Source organism: Pelorhabdus sp. sgz311001 (assembly GCF_055901755.1).
The window spans coordinates 153,267-175,694 of record NZ_JBVXUT010000005.1 but is presented as its reverse complement, the minus strand read 5'-3'; the positions used below and the strand labels follow the sequence as shown (position 1 = coordinate 175,694).

Genomic DNA, 22,428 nt, shown 5'->3' with positions numbered 1-22,428 from the left:
ATTTATGCATACACTAGGCATTTTGATTTTAAGTGATAAAGGGTCGCGGGGAGAGAGAGAAGATGGCAGTGGTCAGGAAATACAAAGGCTGCTAGAAAAAAACTACAAAGTTATCTATTATGAAATTATTCCTGACGAACAAGCCTTAATTGAAGAAAAAATGCGTTACATTTGTGATGAAGTAGGTGTTGAGTTGCTTTTGACGTCAGGCGGAACCGGTTTTTCCAACCGTGATGTAACGCCTGAGGCGACAAAGGCAGTTATTACGAAAGAGGCGCCAGGCATTGCTGAGGCGATTCGTTTTTACGGATTGCAAAAAACGCCAAAAGCGATGTTATCTCGTGCGGTTTCCGGTATACGCAATAAAACGTTGATTATTAATTTGCCTGGTAGTGTGAAAGGCGTTAGAGAGTCTTTGGAGGCTATCATGGGGCCGCTTGACCATGGCCTGGATATTTTGATAGGCGCTGCAGCAGAGTGCGGCCAAGGTTGATCGAGACCTAGGACTTAAAAATAAAATAGAATTGAAGAATCACGAGGAGGAGAATAATGATGGCAAAAGTATTAGCAGTTAATATTAGCAGAGAAAAGGGAGTTCCGAAAGAAGCAATTGACCAGGGACATTTTCTGACAGAACATGGTCTGGAAGGAGATGCTCATGCTGGTAAATGGCATAGACAGGTTAGTTTGCTAGGAATAGAAAGTGTTCATAAAATGGAAGCAATGGGATTAAGTGAACTGGCCACAGGCAGCTTTGCTGAAAATATTACAACAGAAGGGATTACTCTGTTTGAGCTTCCCGTAGGAACGCGGCTGAAAGTCGGCAGCACCGTTATGGAAGTTACGCAGATCGGCAAAGAATGTCATGGCGGTTGTGCGATTCGCCAACAGGTCGGTGACTGCATTATGCCGCGAGAAGGGATTTTTACTAAAATGATTACTTCCGGGTGGATTCAGGCTGGCGATCTGATTGAAATTATGGAATAATTGCTGGAAGGCCAAAAGCGCGGAAAGGGATGAAGACCATGGAGATGATTAGAGTAGAAGAAGCTGTTGGCTCGGTTTTGTGTCATGATATAACCAAAATTGTTCCCGGCGAGTATAAAGGAAGAGCTTTTAAAAAAGGGCACGTAATTACTGAAGCCGATGTGCCTGAGTTACTAAGTATAGGTAAAGAACACATTTATGTATGGTTGCCGCAAGAAGGCTTGCTGCATGAAAATGACGCAGGGATTCGCTTGGCGAAAGCGGTAGCCGCGCCCGGACTTTTTCTAACTGAGCCCCATGAAGGTAAGGTCAATCTTGTTGCTGAAGAAGACGGCATTTGCGTGATTGACGAAGAGACGCTCGTGCAGATCAATACGATAGAAGATATGATTGTAGCGACACGCAGCAATTATCGTCCTGTGAAAAAAGGCGATACAATTGCTTCAGTCCGTGTTGTACCGCTCATGATGGAAGAGGAAAAAATTCGGCAGGCTGAAGCGATTGGCGCTCGAAACCCGGTTATTACCGTCAAGCCTTTTAGACCTCGCAGGGCTGGCATTGTTACAACAGGCAGTGAAGTATATCATGGACGGATCGAAGATAAATTTGGTCCTGTTGTAAAGCAGAAGGTGGAAAACTATGGCTGTGAAGTGATTCGTCAGTGTATTGTTTCTGATCAGGCCGAAGAGATTACTCGATCAATTCATCAACTGATTGCCGAGGGAGCAGAGCTGATTTTGACAACTGGCGGCATGTCAGTAGATCCTGATGATGTGACGCCGCTGGGAATCCGTAATTCAGGGGCGAAGATTGTTACTTATGGAGCGCCCGTATTACCAGGAGCTATGCTTATGGTTGCTTATTTAGGAGATGTTCCTATTCTAGGTTTGCCCGGGTGTGTTATGTATAGTAAGACAACGGTATTTGATCTGGTTTTACCGCTTGTAATAGCCAATGAGACGATTACTCGTTCCATGATCGTAAAATGGGGTTTAGGCGGCTTATGTTTGAAGTGTGAAACTTGCCATTATCCTGTCTGTTCGTTTGGTACAGGTGTATAGGAGGCGTTGGTATGCAGCGTAATATTTTGCTAGAGGCAGCTAGAGATTTGCTGCTCGAACAGGCCGTACCTACTGGACCAGAGAAAGTTTCTCTGCTGCGAGCCAACGGGCGGATTTTGGCGCAAAAAATAGTGTCCGAGCAACAAGTACCACCTTTTAATCGGTCTCCCCTTGATGGCTATGCCGTAAGAGCTGCTGATACGAAGGGAGCAAACGCTGCCGCGCCAGCAATTTTGACGGTTGTGGAAGAAATTCGAGCGGGATTTGTGGCAGTAAAACAAGTAGGCGAAGGTATGGCCATTAAGCTGATGACTGGAGCGCCTATTCCTGCTGGCGCCGATGCCGTCATTAAATTTGAAGATATAACAAGAGTGAAAGATAAGATTTTTATTGCCGAGGAATTGCAGCCTCACAGTAATATTGTTCCTGCCGGTGAAGATGTACAGATTGGGGATCCGATCGGTCAGAGGGGCGAGATCGTGACAGCACCGCTGATCGGACTCTTTGCGGCTGTGGGCCTTGATTCAGTTTTAGCCTATCGGCCGGTACGTGTTGCTTTAATCAGCACAGGCGATGAACTTGTCGAGCCAGGCTGCTCCTTGGCAAAAGGGAAGATCTATAACAGTAACTTACATTGTCTGGGGGCTCGTTGTTTGGAAATTGGGGCGGAGCCTCAGTACAAAGGAATTGCCGACGATGATCTTGGAGCCATTGTCAGTTTGCTGGAGACTGCCGCCAGTGAGGCTGATCTGGTGATAACGACAGGTGGCGTTTCTGTGGGCGATTTTGATCTTGTTCCCAAGGCGCTGGAGACAGTTGGCGCCACCACTTTATTCCATCGTATTCGGATAAAGCCAGGATCGCCGATGATTGCGGCGAAAAAAGATCAGACTTTGTTTATTGGTTTGTCGGGGAATCCTGCGGCAGCTTTTATTACTTTTGAACTTATTGTTGTGCCGCTGATTAAAAAGATGATGGGACAGCAGGCATTTATGCTGCCTTCGATCGAAGCGACACTGCTTAATAGTTTTTCCAAGGCAAGTAATCAGCGGCGTTTTTTGCGGGGCATGTTGCAGCGCGATAGAGACGGAAATCAGATCATGCTGGCAGAAAGCCAGAGTAATGGTACGATGAAATCGATGATTGGCTGCGATGTACTTGTTGATGTACCTGCAGGTAGTGAGCCGCTTGCCAGTGGGCAGACTGTGAAAGCGTGGCTAATATGATTGCTGCCAGCGGTATTATTTTGGCTGGCGGCCGCAGTTCGCGTATGGGGCAGGATAAGACCTTTTTAAAGATTAATGGACGGACACTTCTCGAAACAGTTCTTGTTACCATGCAAGCTGTTGTGGATGATATTATTATTGCTAGTAATCAAAGGAATAAGTATGGGATCGACGGCGTGAGAGAAGTGCCTGATCAGTATGCAGGCAAAGGACCGCTAGGCGGGATTCATGCGGGGCTGCTTGCCGCAAAACATGAGTATTCTTTGATTGTTTCTGCCGATATGCCCTTTGTTACGGCCCCGCTACTACAGTATCTTCTGTTGTGTCAAAATTCCTGTGACAGTGTTGTTCCCCTTGTCGTCGGTCGGCGGGAGCCTTTGTGCGCTGTTTACTCGAAAAGCTGTATTCCTTCGATTGAAGCCTGTCTCGAACAGGATCAAAGAAAGGTACAGGCTTTATATGAGCGAATATCTGTACGCGAAGTGGCTGCTGCGGAACTTGAACCCTTTGGTGATTGGCGCGAGCTGTTTTTTAATATGAATACGCCGGAAGATTATCGAAGTGCCAAAGAAGGCAGTCAAATTTTAGATCCCGAAGGGAGTAAAAATCATGGAGGCAGTGATACCAGTTATATCGATTGTGGCGAGATCCGGCACAGGTAAGACTACTTTATTGGAACAGGTTGTTCGGGAGCTGAAAGCGGACGAAATTCGGGTTGCCGTGATTAAGCATGATGCGCACGACTTTTCGATGGATTGTCCCGGAAAAGATACTTGGCGGTTTGCGGAAGCCGGCGCTGATATTGTAGCCATTGCATCGCCAAAAAAAATGGCGATGATTGAATATGGCGGGGCTGAAAAGACGCTTGATGAGATAATCGCCAAGGTTTCTGGCGTTGATCTGATTCTAACTGAGGGCTATAAGTACGGGAATAAACCCAAAATAGAGATCGTTCGAGCGGCTGTTTCCAGCCAGTTGTTGTCTAATCCCCAAGAGTTGTTGGGGATTGTTAGTGATTTAGCGTGGGATGTAGGCGTACCTTGTTACAAGCTCGACGATTACCAAGGTGTTGCGAAATTTATCGAGGACTACTGTAAGAATTTTATGAAGCGTTCTTCTTGAATATTTTAGTAAAATACATCATATTTATATAAATATTCATGGAAAAGAAAGAACGTGGTTTTGATTCATGCGATTATTTTAAGAAAACCTAAAATGAGTGTAATTGTAATGTCCTTTTTATTACTAAGCCTACCTTTTATTGTGGTGGGGCTTCAGTATTGGGAGGATATGCAATTTACAACAATTCCGAGTCAGAATTTGAATCCTCCCACAGGGCCAATAACGATCATTATCAAAATTCCTGATCTCACTTTGCAATTATATAGCGCTGGCGCTTTGTATAAAACATATCCTATTGCAGTTGGAAAAGATGAAACACCCACGCCTGTGGGCGACTGGACAATTGTATGGAAATCCTATAGGAAAGGTGATATGTTTGGCACAAGGTTTTTAGCACTTAGTGTGCCCTGGGGGGGATATGGAATTCATGGTACAAACCAACCATGGAGCATTGGTACGGTAGCGAGTCATGGGTGTATCCGAATGCGAAATAAGGACATAGAAGAGCTTTATGAATGGGTGCCAGTAGGAACTTCAGTAAGAGTAGAAGATCAAATATTTCATATTGAGCGTACGCTTAGCTATGAAATATCGGGCGCGGATGTCGTAATCCTACAACGGAAATTGAGAGAACTTGGTTATTTTGAAGGGCAGGCTGATGGTTTTTTTGACCGGAATACGGAGGTAGCTGTAAAAAGATATCAATATGACAATGGATTAAATCCTACCGGAATCGCTGATAAGAAAACTATTAAAAAACTAGACTTATAGTTGATTCTTTATAAGTGTTTTAAAGGATGATAATGCAGGATTTTACTGAAGGTAAGGCGAAACGATAAAACATAAAATATAAAGCGTTTATGGCGCAATTGATTTGGAAATTTGCGCCATGGCGCTTTTTTCATATGATGGAGAGAGTTTATGACAAAACAATTGGCATTCTATTTTGCACAAGAACATTGTTCTGGCTGTTGTACCTGTCAAATTGCCTGTAAAGATAAAAATAATTTGCCTCAGGGGCAATTGTACCGGAAAGTCTATGAATATTGCGGCGGTGAATATGAGCAGGTCGATGGTGTGATTCGCCAGAATGTATTTGCTTTCTGGACTTCTTTAAGCTGCAATCATTGCCAGAAACCAGTTTGTGTTGCGGTATGTCCTACTGGCGCCTTAAGAAAACGTGAGGAAGATGGTATTGTTTTATTAGCAGTGGAAAAGTGTGTTGGCTGTAAACAGTGTACGACAGCTTGTCCTTATGAAGCGTTACAGCTTGATCAGACTACAGGAAAAATGGGAAAATGTGATTTTTGCCTTGATCTACTGGAGCAAGACAAAGAACCGGCATGTGTAGCGGCTTGTCCGATGCGGGTGTTAGACTATGGCTTGCTAGAAGAGTTGCAGCGAAAATATGGCTCAGTTTCGCAGACAAAGGGCATGGTTGATAAATCCTTGACGGAACCGGCGCTGGTCATCACGCCGCATCGTCACGGCAATATATAATGGTCTCAGTTAGAATTGTAAAATCGGTACCAGAGGTGTAGGTTATGGCTGAAAAAGTAGTCTATACGGCAGGCGCTTTAAATTGTGGCGGCCGCTGTCTGTTTAAAACCCATGTAAAAGATGGTAAGGTTGTAAAAATTTCTGCTGATGATACGATTTTGGATAAGCCTGGCGATCCGCAGTTGCGTGGTTGTTTGCGCTGCCGTTCTTATCGTGATTATATGTATCATCCCGATCGCTTAACTCAGCCTTTAAAGCGTATCGGCAAGCGTGGCGAGGGTAAGTTTACGCCAATTAGTTGGGATGAAGCTTTAGAGACGATTGCCTGTCAGACAAGGCGAATTATGCAGCAATACGGCCCTGAGGCGATCTATTTAAATTATGCTACAGGGAATTCCGGAAAAACGTCGGAACGCGTTTGGATGGCGAGACTTCTAGGTTTTTACGGCGGTTTTCTTTCCTATTATGGAACGTATAGCACAGCCTGTACGGAAGATGCGACTCCCTATACCTTTGGAACGAATCGCACTGGAAGTAGCCGGGAAGATTGGATAAACTCAAAACTGATTATTCTTTTAGGTTGGAATCCGGCAGAAACGATTCACGGTACGAATACGGCTTTTTATCTTAAGCAAGCTAAACAAGCTGGGGCCGAAATTATTTCGATTGATCCCGTCTATTCGAATACGACGGCAGCTCTGGCCGATCAATGGATTCCGATTCGTCCTACAACGGATTGCGCTCTTTTAGAGGCAATGGCGTATGTCATGATTACTGAACACTTACAGGATCAGTCATTTCTTGATACCTACTGTCTGGGATTTGATGAGCAGCACATGCCGCCGCATATTCCAGATGGAAATTCTTTTAAAGCTTATATTTTAGGATTGGGATCTGATAAAAAGGCAAAAACTCCGGAATGGGCCGAATCAATTACGGGAATACCACGCGAGCAGATTACAGCTTTAGCGCGAAAATATGCCACAAGGCGACCAGGCGCTTTGATTCAAGGGTATGGTCCACAGCGTCATGCCTATGGCGAACAAATAGTTCGTTGTGGCACTGTCTTAGCGGCCATGACAGGAAATGTTGGCAGGAAGGGCGGTTGGGCTTCAGGCCATGGTAAACCAGCCCAAGACATTCCGCTTGCGTCTATCCCAATTTCCAATCCTTGCAAAGCACAAATTTCTATGTTTACTTGGACTGAAGCGCTAGTACGGGGAACTGAAATGGGAGCGGAAGCAGGGGTCAGAGGGGTTTCTAAACTGAATTCTAATATTAAGCTAATTTTTAACTTGGGCGGTAATTGTTTAACAAATCAGCACTCTGATACGAATGGTACGGCTCAATTATTGGAAGATGAAGCATTAGCGGAATTGATTGTTGATAACGGCCACTTTCTTACACCTAGCGCAAGATATGCTGATATTGTTTTACCTGCCGATACGTTTATGGAACGGGAAGATCTAGTCAATCCCTGGCTTTATGGCGACTATGTTTTATATGGAAATCAGGCGGTAGAGCCGCCAGGCCAATGCCGCAATGGCTATAGTTGGGTTAGCGATTTGGCCCAAAAACTGGGGCTGCACGATGTGTTTACAGCAGGGCGTACCTTACGAGAATGGCTACAGTATCTTGTGGCAGAAACGCGAAAGGTTGATCCTGATTTTCCGTCGTTTGAAAAGCTTCAGGCCAAAGGGATTTATCGTCGTTATTACAAGGAGCCTTATATTGCCTTTCAAGAGCAAATTGATAATCCCCAAGAATACCCTTTTCCAACGCCATCAGGAAAAATCGAGATCTTTTCACAGCGGCTATGGCAAATGGAGAAACTAAAAACGATTCCGGCTATACCGAAATATATTACGGCTTGGGAAGGACCGGAAGATCCTTTGATAAAAGAATATCCGCTTCAGTGTATCGGGCATCATTATAAGCGCCGTGTCCACTCGACCTTTGATAATACTCGCTGGATGGAGGAAGCAGGACGTCAGGAAGTCTGGATGAATCCGCTTGATGCCGCAAGCCGACAGATCGTTGCTGGGGAAAATGTCCGGGTCTTCAACGCTCGCGGTATTATTGTTTTACCAGTAAAAGTAACTCCTCGAATTATGCCAGGTGTTGTATCAGTACCGCAAGGAGCCTGGTGGACGCCTGATGAACAAGGGATTGATCGGCGCGGCTGCATTAATGTTCTGACGAAATATGCGCCAACACCTCTGGCTTTTGGCAATCCCCAGCACACGAATTTGGTGGAAGTGGAAAGCGACAAAAGTGAGCCTTTAGAAAAATAGAAAATTGGGCTTTTTTGCCAGGATTTAACCTGATCATGGAGAATATACAATATGACACAAATAGACTGCGTCAAGCAAAAAGCCTGTTCGTGGTATGTTAGTACATTAAGGGGGCGGATGTATTGATCGACTGCTTTGAATTTTTATTACCGACAAAAATTAGATATGGCGCTGGAATAGTAAGTGTTTTGGCGGAAGAACTGCGATTATTGAACGTAAAAAAAGTCATGATTATTACCGATAAAGGTCTAGCGGCAACGGGACTTTTGCAGAAAATCAGTGATCTTATTACCGCTGCAGACGTGGCTTTTATTACTTATGATGCTATCGAGGCGAACCCGAAGGATACCAATGTGGAGGCGGCGGCTGAGCTTGCTAGACAACAGGGTATTGATGCATTAGTTGCTTTTGGCGGCGGCAGTCCAATTGATGCGGCCAAGGCGGTGGCTGTCCTGACGCGCCAAGGGGGAAAAGTCCGCGACTATCAAGGCAAGAATAAAATAAAGGATGATTGTTTGCCGCTTATTACCATTCCGACAACGGCTGGTACGGGCAGTGAAGTCACTTTTTCCTCAGTTATTACTGATACAAAAGAGAAGTTCAAATTTACCATAAAAAGCCCGGCAATTGCTGCAAAAGTCGCTATTGTCGATCCTGAACTGACATTTACGGTTCCCGCAATGGTTGCCGCGGCTACAGGGATTGATGCTCTGACGCACGCAATCGAAGGCTATACAGCAAATTGTACGGAACCAATTGCCGAGGCTGTTGGGTTGTACGCTGTCGAATATATCGCGCAAAATATCCTGGAGGCCGTAACAAATGGTACGAATCGCGAGGCTCGTGATAAAATGATGATGGGCAGTCTTTTGGCGGGACTTTCTTTTAGTCATGCCGATGTTGCTTCAGTGCATTGCATGGCGGAAGCCTTGGGGAGTCTGTATGATGCGCCGCATGGTATGTGCAACGCCATATTACTGCCTTATGTGATGGAATACAATCTGCCATCGGTGGAGTATAAGTACGCACGAATTGCCCGCGCTATGGGAATTGACGAACAGGATGACGCGAAGGCTGCGCAACAAGGCATTGAACATATTAAGGCCTTGTCGCAAAAAATCGGGTTGCCTGGGATACGGTCTTTAAATATCGACAAGGCAGATTTCGAACTTCTGGCGGAAATGTCGGTGAAGAATGGTTCGAATGACAGCAATCCGCGAGTTATAACCAAGGAAGGCTATATGGCCTTGTTTGATAAGGCTTACAATGACGGTTATTAAGGTATGGGAGAATTCACTATGAAATATGAAACAATGGAAGCTGCGATGCGGGGCGAGGCGAGGCGTAACTTTCTCATGCAGTGCTCAAGCAAGACCAGACTGGTGCAAGAACCGGTTATGAATCCTTATAAGGTTCACGGCCATCCCAATCCCGCCGGGCTTGGCGATGCAGCGCAGTTTTCACAAACGGGTTCCTGGGGCCAAAGTTCTGTTTTATTTCCTACCCTGGAAGCCTATCGTATCGCTGATGAATGTGGCAAAGCACCCTATGGCGGGGCGGAATATGGCATACCTCAAACGCCGGAAGCAGATGCTGTCTGCAGAAAAATCGCGGCGCTTCATAATGGCTATGGAGCGGTTATTTGTCCATCAGGCTTGTCGGCAATTTCGACAACTTTAGCCGCTTTTTCACCGAAAGCAATTTTGCTTCCTGATTGCGTCTATGGACCGATGGTACGTTATTTAAATAGAAGAAAGATCACTCAGATTCGTTACCCGGCAGGTGCATCGAAAGAAGAATTTTCGGCAGTTTTATGCAAAGCGCATCAGGAGTATCCCCATAGAGATGATCTCATGATTTATCTAGAGGCGCCGGGCAGTGGTACTTTTGAAATTCCCGATATCGACGGAATCATTGCTATAGCAAAAGCGGCAAATCTGCGTACTGTTATGGATAATACTTGGGCAAGCCATGTTCGGTTTAAGCCCCTTAACTATGGCGTGGATATTGTTATACAAGCTACAACGAAGTATGAAGGCGGTTACGGCGATACGCCATCAGGCGTTGTCATTACGAAGCATGAAAGTGACTGGCAGAGTATTTCCGATGAATTGCGCGCTGCTGGCAATGGTGCAGTAGCACCAACGACCTGTTCCCGGCTGTATCATCGTATCGATTCGGCTACAGAGCGGCTTGACCGTCATGCTGCCACAGCGCAGCAACTGATAGAATGGTTTAGCAAGCAGCCTTTTACCCGCGAAGTTCTGTCGCCGACTCTGATATCTTCCCCTTACTATGAACGCTTCCAGCATTATTTTCATAAAGGGAATGGTTTGTTTAGCGTGGTTTTTTGCTCTGATCTAGCGAGCCGACAGCTTGAAGCTTTTATGGATGCTTTAAATCTGTTTTGGATTGCGGAAAGCTGGGGCGGACATTTGTCACTCGTACTGCCTGTACATGGTAAGCGGCAAGTTACGCCGCTACCGGACGGCTTTATTTTACGGTTCCATGCGGGACTCGAAGCGTATCAAGATCTTGTGGCGGATCTTACCCAAGCGGCAGAGAAACATTTACTTTGCTCGGCAGATACTACATTGACAGAATAGATGAGAAGTGATACGTTATAGAAAATAATAGATTGCGGGGGGACTCCTTAGAGTTGAGAAGGTAAAACCTGACCCTTTGAACCTGTTAGTTAACGCTGACGTAGGGAAGCAATAGGACAGTGCGAAAGATGCTTACCGAATGCAGGTGAGCATTTTTTTTGCATGGAAAGAGGGCAAAATGATCGATAAGAAAAGTATTCAAGCGCAGATGATACAAGCCGTAGAAACAGTACAGAAAACAAATCCAATGGCAGGATCGATTACAAATTCTGTTACAATCAATTTTGTGGCAAATGCGCAGCTCGCTGTCGGTGGTGCAGCGGCTATGGTGTATTTGCCTGATGAAGGGGAGTTTTTAGCGAAGGCGGGCGGCGCTACTTATATTAATGTCGGCACACTTCTTCCCGTTTACGAGGAGACATTGCCGCGTACCGCCAAAGCTTTGTATGAGGCAAATAAACCTTGGGTGCTTGATCCTGTTGCTGTGGGCATTGGCGAGCTAAGAACAAAACTATTGCTTCAATTTAAAGAGTATAAACCGAGTATCATTCGAGGCAATGCTTCAGAAATTATTGCTTTAGCTGGTTTATGGAATTTAGCAGGAGGAACTGAGGCGTCAAAGGTGCGCGGCGTTGATTCGACTGACTCTGTCAATACTGCCCAAACAGCAGCTGTTGCCTTGGCGAAATGGACGGGCGGCGCTGTTGCTGTATCAGGAGAAATCGATTTAATCACAGACGGTGCCATCGTTGCTTTTTCTCAAGGCGGGTCAACTTTTTTGACTAAAATTACTGGGGCAGGCTGTTCTCTAGGCGGTGTTGCGGCAGTTTATCTTACAGCGGCATCACCCTTTATTGCAGCGCTTACCGCTACAGCGATTTACAATTTAGCGGGACGTCGTGCGGCCGAGCAGGTGGATGGTCCAGGACATTTTCAAATCCAGTTTCTTGATGAATTATATAAGGCCACAGCAAGCGAGATTGCTGATAATCCTTTTGATATTAAGGAGGTATAAATGATGAATACTTTAGTTGCTGTTGCTATTGCTCCCTGCGGCGTAGGCGATGAACTTGCTCCCTATGTAGCTGAAGTGGTAAAAGTCATTCGCGAATCCGGTTTGCCTAATCGTACTACTGCCATGTTTACTGAGATCGAAGGAGAATGGGACGACGTGATGCAAGTTGTTAAAGCGGCAACTTTTGTACTTGCGGCGAAGGGGATTCGTACCGAAGTCGTTCTAAAAGCTGATATACGCCCTAGCTTTACTAATATGATTCAGGCGAAGGTGGAAAAGGTCAACGAAATTTTGGAGGATGAGAAATGAGTATAAGAACAAATTTAGATATTTCAGCCTATCTTGTTGTTGGTCCAGAAAATACGAAGAAGCGTCCTGTAGCAGAAATTGTTCGTGATGCTGTGGCGGCTGGTTTTACTTGTGTGCAAATTCGTTCGAAAGTAGCTTCTGCCGCTGAAATGATTGAACTAACCCGTCAGGCAGCCGATGTTATTAAAAGTCTTGGTAAATCAAACACTGTGGCCCTTCTTGTTGATGATCGCTTAGATGTTGTTTTGGCGGCAAGAAAGCTTGGTGTAAAAGTGGATGGGATTCATGTTGGTCAAACTGATATTCCTGTAGATGTTTGCCGGGAATATCTCGGCAAAGATGCGGTTGTTGGCTTATCGGCTAGAACGCATGAATTGTTTGATTATATTACAACGGCTGATGTGAGTCAGATTGATTATTTTGGCGCTGGCCCTTTACATGAAACAAAAACAAAACCCGATTGCGGCATGGATCACAGTGGAAATGTGATTACTAGAAGCTTTGATGAAATCGCAAAATTGGCTAAGCTTAGTCCCATTCCCGTCGTAGTGGGTGGGGGCGTTAAACTTGTTGATATACCGCAGTTAGCCCAAACGGGAATCGCAGGCTTTTTTGTTGTATCGGCCGTTTCTGAAGCGGATGATCCAAAGGGAGCAGCTACTGCGTTGGCCAAAGCCTGGGATGAGGCTAAAGGGCAGCGGTGATATAGCTAAGCCATTATTTGGGTAGTATAGTCATAATTTTGTCATATTTCTAGTTTATACTTACATTAGTAAATAGTGGAGGGATAAACTATGAATCAAAAAGCGAAGAAATTTATTGCTTTCTCTTTATTGGCCGGAATTATGCAAACAGGATTGTTTATGAGTACCTCCGAAGCATCGCCTGGTGACGAGTGGCGGATGCGTCATGATGAAGCTTATACACAGGAAGATCGGCGCCATAATGAAGCGATGCAGCGTTGGAGTTTTGAAAGTCGGAGTCATTGGCGGGAAAGACAGCGTGAGGAAAGAGAACGTCATGAACGGTTTATGGAACGTTTCCATGAAAGAGAGCGGCAACATGATTTAGAGATGGCTCGTCATGAGCGCGAAATGGCTCGGCGCGATCATGAATCCTGGCGAGCATGGAAAGATCGCCAAGAGCTTGAAGAGCAGCGGCATAATGAGGCTATGCATAATATCGCCGCTTTTCTAATTGGGCTTGCTGTTGGCTCAGCTTCTAACGGATGAGCTTCTCAGTTGAAAACCTACATTGTATATCGAAACCTAATGAAAAAGCTGCCGAAGGCAGCTTTTTTAATTTGGAAAATTTACGATAAAAAAGAGGGATTTTGTCTTATAATGACAAATTTTATTAATAGTCCACAAAATAAGTAATTTTCAAATAATTTTGAGGAGGTTTTTTTAGTGAGTATGTTTTGTTATCAGTGTCAGGAAACCGCAAAGGGAACGGGCTGCGAGGTGCGGGGAGTCTGTGGCAAGACCGCCGAAGTAGCAAAACTACAGGATCTACTCATCTATACAGTTAAGGGAATTGCTCATGTGGTTGTTCACGGAAAATTAAATCCGGCTGAAATGGCTGAAGTAAACCATGAAGTTTTAAAAAGTTTATTTATTACTATTACAAATGCGAATTTTGATGAGATAGCTATTGAAGGACAAATTCATAAAATGCTGGAACTGCGCGACGCCTTAAAAAAGAAAAGCGGTTATTCTGATGAGATTGATGCAGCTTCTTTTACTGTTTCTACGAAAGAGTCGCTGCTGGCAAAAGCGAATAGCATCGGCGTATTGGCGACAACGAATGCGGATATCCGGTCTTTGCGCGAATTAATCATTTATGGTCTAAAAGGCATGGCTGCTTATACGCATCACGCCCTGCAGATTGGCAAAGAAAATCCCGCAATTTATGCTTTTATCTATGAAGCGCTTGATGCTACACTGCATGATCGAGCCGTAGATGAACTGGTTGCCCTTACGTTAAAGACAGGTGAACTAGGCGTAGCAGCTATGGCGCTATTGGATGAAGCGAATACGAGCAAATATGGCAACCCAGAGATTACAAAAGTAAATCTTGGCGTGCGTGAAAATCCGGCTATTTTAATTTCTGGTCATGATTTGACAGATTTGGAGCAGTTGTTAGAGCAGACGCAAGGAACGGGTGTAGATGTATACACTCATAGCGAAATGCTGCCTGCTCACTATTATCCTGCTTTTAAAAAGTACGAGAATTTAGCAGGTAATTATGGCGGTTCCTGGTGGCGACAAGTTGGTGAGTTTGAAAGATTCCACGGCCCTATTCTTTTCACAACAAATTGTATTGTGCCGCCTAAAGTAGAAGAAGTAAGGGAACGGATTTTTACGACAGGTGCAGCCGGCTATCCAGGGTGTATGCATATTGCCGCTGATGCGGCGGGGAAAAAAGATTTTTCGCCGATTATTGCTATGGCGAAAACGTTAAAAACACCGGAAGAACTTGAATCGGGAACGATTGTCGGCGGGTTTGCCCATGGACAAATATTAGCTCTTGCTGATAAGGTTGTTGAAGCTGTAAAATCAGGCGCTATTAAGAAATTTGTTGTAATGGCAGGCTGTGATGGCCGGATGAAGTCAAGAGAGTATTATACTGAATTTGCCGAAAAGCTGCCGCAAGATACGGTGATTCTCACGGCAGGCTGCGCAAAATATCGTTATAATAAACTGCCACTCGGTGATATTGGCGGGATTCCTCGTGTTCTTGACGCCGGACAGTGTAATGATTCTTATTCATTAGCGCTTGTAGCGCTTAAGTTAAAAGAAGTATTTGGCCTCGATGATGTAAATCAGCTGCCCATTGTTTATAATATTGCTTGGTATGAACAAAAAGCCGTGATTGTACTTTTAGCATTACTTTATTTAGGTGTTAAAAATATTCATTTAGGTCCAACTCTGCCAGGCTTTTTGTCACCGCAGGTTGCGAAAGTTCTTGTAGAGAATTTTGGGATTGCGGGCATTAGTACAGTAGAAGCAGATTTGGCAAAATTGATCGGCTAGAAATTATTGTTTTGCAAAAAAGCGAGAGAACTTTTCAGTTCTTTCGCTTTTTTTGTAAAATCCCTTTTATAATCCAGTACATCTACTTTATTAAGTAATAAAAATTATAGCTGGAAAGCAACTTTTAGGACTAAAGGAGGAAAGGAAAAGGTGTCTTTTCAGAGAAGAATATTATAAATATAAAAGGGGGAATGTAAATGGAAAGACCAACAAGAGTATTTACCCCAATTATTTGGACGAATGGTTCTGAAAAAATTTGTTGCAGTAACTTCGGTTTTGCTTTTCAGGATAAAAATGGCGTTGCGCATCGGATGGGACCAACATTGCAACGAGTCATAAAGAAGCTTGAGAAAATGGAACGATATGATATTGCAGAAACTTTACGTAATTCGTAAGTGATTATTCTGCAAGAAAAAAGCGGCAAGGATATTTTCCTTGCTGCTTTTTCTCGCATGTGGTATTATATGGAACGTATCGACTGCCTAGTCAGTCGTTGATAGCCGACTATTCTATAATAATCTTTTCTTTTTTACGATTGATCTGGGCTTTAATCGGCAAATTCAAAAAAAACAGCTTACTCGCTAAACGTTAGAGACGTACGATTCTTACCGGATTATTTTTTTGTAACTCGCGGCCTTTAGCGGAGAGTTCTACAATATAAGCAGGCCCTACATCAAGATCATCACCTAGATAGTGTAGAAGGTGGTCAGAAGGGTTTGCTTTTTTTGTGACTTGATTTAATTGACTAGGAGAACTATTGGAAATTATATCAATGGGCATTACACTAACCTCGCCTATAAATAGTATCTTGCTATTAATATGCTATGTTTTTTTTTGATTGTCAATATAAAGATTTATATAATTCAAAAGAGTAATAGTAAATTTAAAATTTAAACAATAATCATTATCATTTACAAAGCGATTTTGTAAGTATATAATAAAGGCAGTTAAAAAACTTGCTGCTTTTTAGGGAGATGATTACCGTGGCAAACGCTTACTGTCATGAAAAATATTGCAATGTATCAGAAGAAGAAAAGGATCATATTACAGTAGAAAAATCTTCGCAGAATAGCGTATTTTTAGGTTGGCTGTACATGGCTGCTGTTTTAGCAGGTGCTATTCTCTTAGATAATCTTCTATTGTAATTACTTTAGGGAATCGAACTAGGTTATTTTCCTGCCTGAGCAATCAACACTTCATACTGTTGGTTGCTCAGGCTTTCGTTTTGCTGCTTTAAGCAAAATTTTATATGATTTGCTTTGTTTTTTCATTTGTGAATGTGTTAAGCTTAGGTTAGTTAAATGATATGAGAAAACTGAAATATTTTCAGTAAACAAAGGAAGTTGGATCTTTGGTTGCAGAGTGGAAGAAAAGTTTGGCTGTTATGTGGTTTGTTCAAGTCATTGGAACAATTGCTATTACTGGAATGATTTCATTTTTACCGCTATATGTTTCCCACTTAGGAATCAGCGACCCTGGAGAAATTGGTTTATGGGCGGGTGTCCTCATGGGTGCATCTTCTTTTGCGGCGGCTATTTCTAATCCTTACTGGGGAACTGTAGCTGATCGCAAAGGTCGTAAACCCATGGTGGAAAAAACATTACTACTGTTTGGCCTGATTATTATTGCTATGGCATATGTGGCTAACGTATATCAACTGCTAGCTTTACGTATTTTTCAAGGCCTTTGCGGGGGATTTGTCGCCGCTTCCACAGCGCTTGTGACAAGTATGTCGCCGCGCGATAAGATTGCTTTTACTGTCGGTTTGTTTCAGACTGCTATGATTGTAGGCGGCGCTGTCGGTCCGATGCTTGGCGGTGTTATTGCCGATCACTTTGGCTACCGTCAGCCGTTTTTTGTTTTTGGCATTTTGTGTCTTGTGGCTTTAGGGTTAAGTCATTTGGCAGTCAGGGAAAAATTCACGCCGGTAAGGCGTGCTAAAAAAGAATCGATTTTAAAAAGTTTCAGTTATTTTTGGGCGCTGCCTGGTCTTGGGGCTATTTTATTTATACAGTTTTTGACGCAGTTTGCCACACAAAGTATCGGCCCCATTCTGCCAATTTATATTCAGTCCATGGTGACTGGAACAGAACTTCTTGCGAGTATTTCCGGAACGATGATTGCTATCGGCGGGGTAGCTAGTGCCTTGGCATCTTTAAGTATGGGTTTTATTAGTCGCCATGTTTCCCATGGTAGAATTTTGCTCGTTGCAGCTTTAGGTGGTGCAATTACTTTTGTAGGTCAATTATTAGCGCAGGATATTATAACTTTTGGTTTGTTGCGCGCTTTGAATGGTCTGTTTATTGGAGCGATGATTCCCAGTTCCAATACGCTGTTAACGCTGTTGATTCCTGAAGAAAAACGCGGTGTCGCTTTTGGAATTACCAGTTCAGCGGCTTTGCTTGGCAATATGCTGGGGCCCTTATCAGCTGGGGTCTTATCCTTACATTTTTCGTTATCCTCTATTTTCTGGGTCACGTCGGTTCTGTTTGTGACTGCTTTCGTTTTAATGTTATGCTACGATAAACAAGGGTCGTCCCATGAAATTAGAGAGTAATTTCATTTTGAAAATGAAATATACATACTAAAAATGAATTTTGTGAATTTATCGGCAAATTGATTGGGTTTTATTGCTGAATATGCAGGATGGAAAAGAAAAGTAGAATAAGCAGTATCTCATATATGAAATGTTTGATTGTGAAAAGCAGCGGATTCGCTGCTTTTTTTATTTGGCATGATTGTTGCAAATATAAGATTCTATAAATTCTTATAGGAGATGATTGTATGACGCAAAATCATGGTGCTTTGGCGGGATTAACAGTTCTTGATTTAACAAGGGTACTAGCAGGTCCTTTTTCGACAATGATGCTTGCCGATATGGGGGCCAATGTTATCAAAATTGAAGAAGCTGGTAAAGGCGCTGACGAGCGGCACATGGGACCGTTTCAAAATGGTGAAAGCGCTTATTATATGAATTTAAATCGGAATAAAAAAGGTATTACGTTAAATTTGAAATCCCCTAAGGGAAAGGAAATTTTTAAAGAGCTTGTTAAAAAAGCTGACATTGTCGTTGAAAACTACCGACCTGGAACGATGAAGAAGCTGGGGCTTGATTATGACGTTCTTAAGGAAATTAATCCGCGTATTATTTATGCGGCTGTATCGGGTTTTGGCCAATATGGTCCTTACACGAAACGGCCTGGCTACGATATTATCAGTCAGGCTATGAGCGGTTTAATGAGTACTACCGGTTGGCCTGGCGGCAATCCAACTCGTTCTGGTACGGCTATGGGCGATGTATTAGGCGGTCTTTCCGTAACTATTGGGATTTTAGCAGCTGTTAACAGCCGCTATCAGACGAATCGGGGACAAATGGTTGATGTGGCGCTAGTCGATTCGGCAGTGGCTAGTTTGGAAATTATTAATATGATTTATTTTGTAGAACATCGTCTGCCGCAACGTATTGGCAATCGCTATGAATCGGTGTATCCGTATGACTCTTTCCAAGCGAAAGATGACTTAGTTATTATTGGTGCTGGCAATGATAAACTCTGGGGGTTATTTTGCCAAGTGATTGGTCAGCCAGAGCTCATTGAAAAACCAGAATTTCTTCATTCTAAAGATCGCGTTCAAAACCATGTGGCAATTAAAGAAATTGTTGAGAGCTGGACGAAAAACCGTACTGTAGCGGATATCGTTGATACACTGCTAACTGCAGGGATTCCCGCAGCGCCGATTTATTCCATTGCGCAGGTAGCCGAAGATCCTCATATTGCCGGCGCTAGAGAGATGTTTGTAAAGACGGTGCATCCGAAGGCGGGCGAAATGCTCTTGACTGGTCCTCATATTAAATTGTCCGAAACAAAAGCAGATATCCGCACTCCCGCTCCGGGGCTTGGCGAACATAATGCAACCGTGTTGCAGGAGATGCTTGGTCTTTCCGTTGTGGAACTGGCAGCTTTGCAAGATGAAGGAGTTATTTAAAAGGAGGAGTCGATAATGCTTCATTTACCACAACAAGTAGAAGTGATTGATGTTGGACCACGTGATGGTTTTCAAAATATTAAAGAATGGATTCCTACAGAAGTCAAAATGGAAATTATTGATGGTTTAATGGCGGCTGGGGTGAAGAGTATCGAAGTTACTTCTTTTGTACATCCTAAAGCGATTCCCCAAATGGCTGATGCAACAACGGTTGCCGCTGCCGCTCTAGAAAAATATCAACAGGTCGGTTTAAAAGCGAAAGCCCTAGTGCCGAACTTACAAGGCGCTAAAAAGGCTTATAGTCAAGGAATTCGGGAAGTAACTTACGTAATTTCGGCCAGCGAAAAACATAATTTGGCCAATATAAATCGAACGCGACAACAGTCTTTAGCTGATCTTGCAGCAATTATTAAAGAACTGCCTGATTTGACCATACGTTTGGCAGCCGCTACCTCGTTTGGCTGTCCTTTTGCCGGTCAAGTACCGGAGGAACTTGTTTTATCGCTTATTCAGTCAGCTGTTGATTTGGGCGTAGACTATGTAGTTCTTTGCGATACGATTGGCGTGGGTGACCCTAAACAAGTCTATTCATTAGTTCAGGCTGTGAAAACAAATTATCCTAATATTACAGTAGCGTTGCATTTGCATGATACGCGCGGAATGGGATTAGCCAATACCTTGGCAGGTCTTGAAGCTGGGATTACTGTTTTTGAATCAGCGATTGGTGGTCTGGGGGGGTGTCCTTTTGCCCCTGGCGCTGCTGGAAATACGGCGACAGAAGATATGATCAATATGTTTCATCGCATGGGAATTCAAACAGGTATTGATTTGGATCAATATTTATCTGTTGTAGAAATTGTTAAGACGAAGATTCAGCCTGTGCTCACAGGCCACCTTGCTTCAGCTTGTAAGTACGATAATTTATAAATTGAAAACAGCTGTCCGTCAGAGTTATTCTGGCGGACAGCTGTTTTAGTTGATTTTCATGAGCTTTGCAGCCTGTTCCCGTAGGTCTCCCATTTGGACATAAAGATTCTTTCCCGGACAAAGCGTGTCGTTTAAATCTCTATGGCCTACAACTGAGGTGTCATCAGGTGAAAAATTATAAAGATTACATAAGGCGGCAATGAGTTTTGCTGCCGTTTTGATTTGCGCTTCTTTTGGTTCGACATCTTCAAAATTGCCGACAAGATTGATACCAATGGATGTCTTGTTGAAACCATATGCATGAGCGCCGACTGTGTCGCGCGGTCTGCCTCGCTCAATGCGACCATTTTTGCGAATGACATAATGATAGCCAATGCCGGACCAACCGTTGGCAAGGTGCCATTCGTGAATCTTAGCGGCGCTTACATCTTCATCGACGAGGCCTACATGGTGAATAACAATTAAATCGGTAGCTGGTCTTGTATCAAGGGGACCAAAAGCGAACGCTGTCTCGAGAATCGCTAAGTCCCTTTCTTTTAACGCTTTGGGACGACTGAATGTGCCGACTTGAATCGTTAGACGGTAAAGGCGAGTATTTCCTGGCTGCTCGGCTAAGGTATAACGAACTTCTGGTGCAAGGGAAGGGTCGGCGATTTTTAGACGGAGTTGTGTATCTTTTTTAGCAATTTCTTTTATGTCTAGGGTGCTGACGAAAACATTACGGCAGGCAAAAGACTTGATAAATTTTTCAGCATGGCAATTTTTAATGAGAAAGAATAGTGAGTCTGCTGTTTCTGTTTTTATAATTTCAACATTTCCTGTTAGATCAATTGTTGTTTGAAAATAGACTTGTTGTCCTTGTTTTACATTTGTTGTTGACCATTGTACATTGTTGATGTTTGCTGGCTTTTTCGGAGGTGGAGGCAATTCTTGCGCCAGAGCGGAGCAAGCGTCTACGATATTTTGCCCGAACCAGAGAACAGAACAGCTGTAAAGTGATCTTTTTAGAAAAGTTCTTCGGTTCATCATATATTCTCCAATGAAATTAAAATAAAATAATATGTTCATTATACTGCGATTTAAATGATTTTTAAATAAGAAGATTTTCCCGCGAAGAAGCAAAGATTGACCGTTATGTTACAATAGATTTGAGAAAATGCGTGAATTATTGGGAGAAAAATCATGAAAATTATTCACACAAGTGATTGGCATATTGGCAAAATTGTAAATCAAGTCTATATGACAGAAGATCAAGCTGTTTGTTTGGCATCGTTGATTGATCTTTTAAGAGAAGAGCAGCCTGATGCGTTAGTGATAGCCGGTGATGTTTATGATCGGTCTATCCCGCCAGTTGAGGCAGTGGAATTGCTTGATAAGACTTTAAGCACAATTCTGCTTGAATTAAAAATTCCCATACTGATGATCGCCGGAAATCATGACAGCCCGGATCGGCTCGGATTTGGCAGTCATTTACTTGAGGCAGGGGGATTATATATTGCAGGGCCCTTGACGCAGCAGATTAAAAAGGTTTCTTTAAGCGACGAATATGGACCTGTTCATTTTTATTTACTTCCCTATGCGCCGCCGGCTTTAGTCAGAGATGTTTTTCAAGCAGAGGCTGCTAGAGATCATGATTCTGCAATGAAGGTGATGATCGAAGCGATTCAAAGCGAGTGGGATGCAACTGCGCGTAATATATTAGTCACTCATGGTTTTGTAAGGGGCATAAAGGAACTTACACTCAGTGAATCGGAAAAACCCTTATCTTACACCTTGTCAATTGGCGGGGCTGACTATGTGGATGTAGAACTTTTTTCTGGCTTTACTTATACAGCATTGGGCCATTTACATAGACCCCAGCAAGCTGGTACGGAGCGGGTGCGTTATGCAGGATCTTTATTGAAATATTCTGCCTCAGAAGTAGCTCAGAAGAAATCAGTTACATTGCTTACAATTGGGAAAGATCAAGCAATTACCATTGAGGAAAAAGTATTACAACAAAAACGGGATATGCGTAAAGTGACGGGATCGATACAAGAGCTGTTAATGCCCGATTTTTTGCCAGAAGCAGCAAAGAATGACTATCTTTTTGTAACTTTAACGGATCAAGCGGAGATTCTTGATCCCATGGGCAAACTGCGTACGCTGTATCCAAATGTTTTAGGGCTTGATTTTTTGCGCAATGAAGGAGCTGTTTCTGGCGAAAAAACAGCTGCTGGCGAAGGCTATAAACAGCAAGGAAAACTAGAACTTTTTGAAGATTTCTATGGTAATATGACTGGTCAGACTTTTGATGAAACGAAAAAACAAATTTTAGCGGAAGTTATTGCACAGGTAGAAACCGCAGGAAGGGAAGAGTGAC

Annotated in this window: 24 protein-coding genes and 1 riboswitch; of the genes, 22 read left to right on the top strand and 2 right to left on the bottom strand. The window is 43.4% G+C overall.

Translation table 11 applies throughout. The annotated features are described in order from the left end of the window. Positions 1-4 precede the first annotated feature (4 nt). The 17 genes from AC0MXB_RS13605 (at position 5) to AC0MXB_RS13525 (ending at position 15,550) form a co-directional block, all read left to right on the top strand. Complete coding sequence (locus tag AC0MXB_RS13605) at positions 5-493, top strand: MogA/MoaB family molybdenum cofactor biosynthesis protein (protein WP_474040246.1); 489 nt, start codon at positions 5-7, stop codon at positions 491-493. A gap of 56 nt (positions 494-549) precedes the next feature. Then, positions 550-987 carry an MOSC domain-containing protein gene (locus tag AC0MXB_RS13600; protein ID WP_474040245.1) on the top strand — a complete coding sequence of 146 codons (438 nt, stop codon included), beginning with the start codon at positions 550-552 and terminating at the stop codon, positions 985-987. Between the two features lie 38 nt (positions 988-1,025). Continuing rightward, positions 1,026-2,048: a molybdopterin-binding protein gene (locus tag AC0MXB_RS13595; protein WP_474040244.1), complete on the top strand. Its 1,023-nt coding sequence runs from the start codon at positions 1,026-1,028 to the stop codon at positions 2,046-2,048. Positions 2,049-2,059: 11 nt separating this feature from the next. Continuing rightward, the gene (locus tag AC0MXB_RS13590; RefSeq protein WP_474040243.1) at positions 2,060-3,274 is read left to right on the top strand and encodes a molybdopterin molybdotransferase MoeA; all 1,215 of its coding nucleotides are present in this window, start codon (positions 2,060-2,062) and stop codon (positions 3,272-3,274) included. Further along, positions 3,271-3,936, top strand: a complete 666-nt coding sequence (gene mobA / locus AC0MXB_RS13585) for a molybdenum cofactor guanylyltransferase (protein WP_474040460.1) — start codon at positions 3,271-3,273, stop codon at positions 3,934-3,936. Before AC0MXB_RS13590 ends, mobA begins: the two co-directional genes overlap by 4 nt. Next, positions 3,884-4,396 carry a molybdopterin-guanine dinucleotide biosynthesis protein B gene (gene mobB, locus AC0MXB_RS13580; protein ID WP_474040242.1) on the top strand — a complete coding sequence of 171 codons (513 nt, stop codon included), beginning with the start codon at positions 3,884-3,886 and terminating at the stop codon, positions 4,394-4,396. The genes mobA and mobB overlap by 53 nt, the downstream gene beginning before the upstream one ends. 54 nt (positions 4,397-4,450) lie before the next feature. Continuing rightward, positions 4,451-5,167: a L,D-transpeptidase family protein gene (locus AC0MXB_RS13575; protein WP_474040241.1), complete on the top strand. Its 717-nt coding sequence runs from the start codon at positions 4,451-4,453 to the stop codon at positions 5,165-5,167. 150 nt (positions 5,168-5,317) lie between these two features. Continuing rightward, positions 5,318-5,896, top strand: a complete 579-nt coding sequence (locus AC0MXB_RS13570; protein WP_474040240.1) for a DMSO/selenate family reductase complex B subunit — start codon at positions 5,318-5,320, stop codon at positions 5,894-5,896. 44 nt (positions 5,897-5,940) lie between these two features. Then, the gene (locus AC0MXB_RS13565) at positions 5,941-8,190 is read left to right on the top strand and encodes a DMSO/selenate family reductase complex A subunit (protein WP_474040239.1); all 2,250 of its coding nucleotides are present in this window, start codon (positions 5,941-5,943) and stop codon (positions 8,188-8,190) included. Positions 8,191-8,312: 122 nt separating this feature from the next. After that, the gene (locus AC0MXB_RS13560) at positions 8,313-9,470 is read left to right on the top strand and encodes an iron-containing alcohol dehydrogenase (RefSeq protein ID WP_474040238.1); all 1,158 of its coding nucleotides are present in this window, start codon (positions 8,313-8,315) and stop codon (positions 9,468-9,470) included. Positions 9,471-9,488: 18 nt separating this feature from the next. Continuing rightward, positions 9,489-10,796 (top strand): trans-sulfuration enzyme family protein, encoded by a 1,308-nt coding sequence (locus tag AC0MXB_RS13555; protein ID WP_474040237.1) that lies wholly within the window; start codon positions 9,489-9,491, stop codon positions 10,794-10,796. Positions 10,797-10,822: 26 nt separating this feature from the next. Further along, positions 10,823-10,921, top strand: a riboswitch (TPP riboswitch). A gap of 53 nt (positions 10,922-10,974) precedes the next feature. After that, positions 10,975-11,811: a hydroxyethylthiazole kinase gene (thiM, locus tag AC0MXB_RS13550; protein ID WP_474040236.1), complete on the top strand. Its 837-nt coding sequence runs from the start codon at positions 10,975-10,977 to the stop codon at positions 11,809-11,811. After that, positions 11,812-12,120, top strand: coding sequence for an MTH1187 family thiamine-binding protein (locus tag AC0MXB_RS13545; RefSeq protein ID WP_474040235.1), 309 nt, complete (start codon positions 11,812-11,814; stop codon positions 12,118-12,120). It begins immediately after the preceding gene. Then, complete coding sequence (locus AC0MXB_RS13540; RefSeq protein WP_474040234.1) at positions 12,117-12,824, top strand: thiamine phosphate synthase; 708 nt, start codon at positions 12,117-12,119, stop codon at positions 12,822-12,824. The genes AC0MXB_RS13545 and AC0MXB_RS13540 overlap by 4 nt, the downstream gene beginning before the upstream one ends. Before the next feature lie 90 nt (positions 12,825-12,914). Next, positions 12,915-13,352 (top strand): hypothetical protein, encoded by a 438-nt coding sequence (locus AC0MXB_RS13535; RefSeq protein ID WP_474040233.1) that lies wholly within the window; start codon positions 12,915-12,917, stop codon positions 13,350-13,352. Positions 13,353-13,529: 177 nt separating this feature from the next. Further along, on the top strand, positions 13,530-15,155 hold the full coding sequence (gene hcp, locus AC0MXB_RS13530) for a hydroxylamine reductase (RefSeq protein WP_474040232.1): 1,626 nt from the start codon (positions 13,530-13,532) through the stop codon (positions 15,153-15,155). Positions 15,156-15,352: 197 nt separating this feature from the next. Then, positions 15,353-15,550 (top strand): hypothetical protein, encoded by a 198-nt coding sequence (locus tag AC0MXB_RS13525; RefSeq protein WP_474040231.1) that lies wholly within the window; start codon positions 15,353-15,355, stop codon positions 15,548-15,550. A gap of 193 nt (positions 15,551-15,743) precedes the next feature. Here the strand turns inward: AC0MXB_RS13525 and AC0MXB_RS13520 are convergent, their stop codons facing one another. Then, positions 15,744-15,935, bottom strand: coding sequence for a hypothetical protein (locus AC0MXB_RS13520; RefSeq protein ID WP_474040230.1), 192 nt, complete (start codon positions 15,933-15,935; stop codon positions 15,744-15,746). A gap of 203 nt (positions 15,936-16,138) precedes the next feature. On the opposite strand from AC0MXB_RS13520, the gene AC0MXB_RS13515 reads away from it, so the two are divergent. From AC0MXB_RS13515 to AC0MXB_RS13500, 4 genes are all read left to right on the top strand, one after another. After that, positions 16,139-16,300, top strand: a complete 162-nt coding sequence (locus tag AC0MXB_RS13515) for a hypothetical protein (protein ID WP_474040229.1) — start codon at positions 16,139-16,141, stop codon at positions 16,298-16,300. 206 nt (positions 16,301-16,506) lie between these two features. Continuing rightward, positions 16,507-17,712, top strand: coding sequence for an MFS transporter (locus tag AC0MXB_RS13510; RefSeq protein WP_474040228.1), 1,206 nt, complete (start codon positions 16,507-16,509; stop codon positions 17,710-17,712). Between the two features lie 227 nt (positions 17,713-17,939). Continuing rightward, positions 17,940-19,139 (top strand): CaiB/BaiF CoA transferase family protein, encoded by a 1,200-nt coding sequence (locus AC0MXB_RS13505; protein ID WP_474040227.1) that lies wholly within the window; start codon positions 17,940-17,942, stop codon positions 19,137-19,139. 15 nt (positions 19,140-19,154) lie between these two features. Further along, the gene (locus AC0MXB_RS13500) at positions 19,155-20,066 is read left to right on the top strand and encodes a hydroxymethylglutaryl-CoA lyase (protein WP_474040226.1); all 912 of its coding nucleotides are present in this window, start codon (positions 19,155-19,157) and stop codon (positions 20,064-20,066) included. Between the two features lie 45 nt (positions 20,067-20,111). Here AC0MXB_RS13500 and AC0MXB_RS13495 read toward each other — a convergent pair whose 3' ends face one another. Beyond that, positions 20,112-21,095, bottom strand: coding sequence for a peptidoglycan recognition protein family protein (locus AC0MXB_RS13495; RefSeq protein ID WP_474040225.1), 984 nt, complete (start codon positions 21,093-21,095; stop codon positions 20,112-20,114). Positions 21,096-21,248: 153 nt separating this feature from the next. Here AC0MXB_RS13495 and AC0MXB_RS13490 point away from each other — a divergent pair, with 153 nt between their 5' ends. After that, a complete protein-coding gene (locus tag AC0MXB_RS13490; protein WP_474040224.1) occupies positions 21,249-22,427 on the top strand; it encodes an exonuclease SbcCD subunit D in 1,179 nt (392 codons plus the stop codon). Position 22,428 lies beyond the last annotated feature (1 nt).

What these genes read in the sequence shown, in the direction of transcription:
- AC0MXB_RS13490 (WP_474040224.1), top strand. Translation starts at nt 21,249, where the DNA reads ATGAAAATTATTCACACAAGTGATTGGCATATTGGCAAAATTGTAAAT.
- AC0MXB_RS13505 (WP_474040227.1), top strand. Translation starts at nt 17,940, where the DNA reads ATGACGCAAAATCATGGTGCTTTGGCGGGATTAACAGTTCTTGATTTA.
- AC0MXB_RS13540 (WP_474040234.1), top strand. Translation starts at nt 12,117, where the DNA reads ATGAGTATAAGAACAAATTTAGATATTTCAGCCTATCTTGTTGTTGGT.
- AC0MXB_RS13565 (WP_474040239.1), top strand. Translation starts at nt 5,941, where the DNA reads ATGGCTGAAAAAGTAGTCTATACGGCAGGCGCTTTAAATTGTGGCGGC.
- AC0MXB_RS13590 (WP_474040243.1), top strand. Translation starts at nt 2,060, where the DNA reads ATGCAGCGTAATATTTTGCTAGAGGCAGCTAGAGATTTGCTGCTCGAA.
- AC0MXB_RS13495 (WP_474040225.1), bottom strand. Translation starts at nt 21,095, where the DNA reads ATGATGAACCGAAGAACTTTTCTAAAAAGATCACTTTACAGCTGTTCT.
- mobA (WP_474040460.1), top strand. Translation starts at nt 3,271, where the DNA reads ATGATTGCTGCCAGCGGTATTATTTTGGCTGGCGGCCGCAGTTCGCGT.
- AC0MXB_RS13520 (WP_474040230.1), bottom strand. Translation starts at nt 15,935, where the DNA reads ATGCCCATTGATATAATTTCCAATAGTTCTCCTAGTCAATTAAATCAA.
- AC0MXB_RS13545 (WP_474040235.1), top strand. Translation starts at nt 11,812, where the DNA reads ATGATGAATACTTTAGTTGCTGTTGCTATTGCTCCCTGCGGCGTAGGC.
- mobB (WP_474040242.1), top strand. Translation starts at nt 3,884, where the DNA reads ATGGAGGCAGTGATACCAGTTATATCGATTGTGGCGAGATCCGGCACA.
- AC0MXB_RS13525 (WP_474040231.1), top strand. Translation starts at nt 15,353, where the DNA reads ATGGAAAGACCAACAAGAGTATTTACCCCAATTATTTGGACGAATGGT.
- AC0MXB_RS13535 (WP_474040233.1), top strand. Translation starts at nt 12,915, where the DNA reads ATGAATCAAAAAGCGAAGAAATTTATTGCTTTCTCTTTATTGGCCGGA.
- AC0MXB_RS13605 (WP_474040246.1), top strand. Translation starts at nt 5, where the DNA reads ATGCATACACTAGGCATTTTGATTTTAAGTGATAAAGGGTCGCGGGGA.
- AC0MXB_RS13600 (WP_474040245.1), top strand. Translation starts at nt 550, where the DNA reads ATGATGGCAAAAGTATTAGCAGTTAATATTAGCAGAGAAAAGGGAGTT.
- thiM (WP_474040236.1), top strand. Translation starts at nt 10,975, where the DNA reads ATGATCGATAAGAAAAGTATTCAAGCGCAGATGATACAAGCCGTAGAA.
- AC0MXB_RS13555 (WP_474040237.1), top strand. Translation starts at nt 9,489, where the DNA reads ATGAAATATGAAACAATGGAAGCTGCGATGCGGGGCGAGGCGAGGCGT.
- AC0MXB_RS13570 (WP_474040240.1), top strand. Translation starts at nt 5,318, where the DNA reads ATGACAAAACAATTGGCATTCTATTTTGCACAAGAACATTGTTCTGGC.
- AC0MXB_RS13500 (WP_474040226.1), top strand. Translation starts at nt 19,155, where the DNA reads ATGCTTCATTTACCACAACAAGTAGAAGTGATTGATGTTGGACCACGT.
- AC0MXB_RS13595 (WP_474040244.1), top strand. Translation starts at nt 1,026, where the DNA reads ATGGAGATGATTAGAGTAGAAGAAGCTGTTGGCTCGGTTTTGTGTCAT.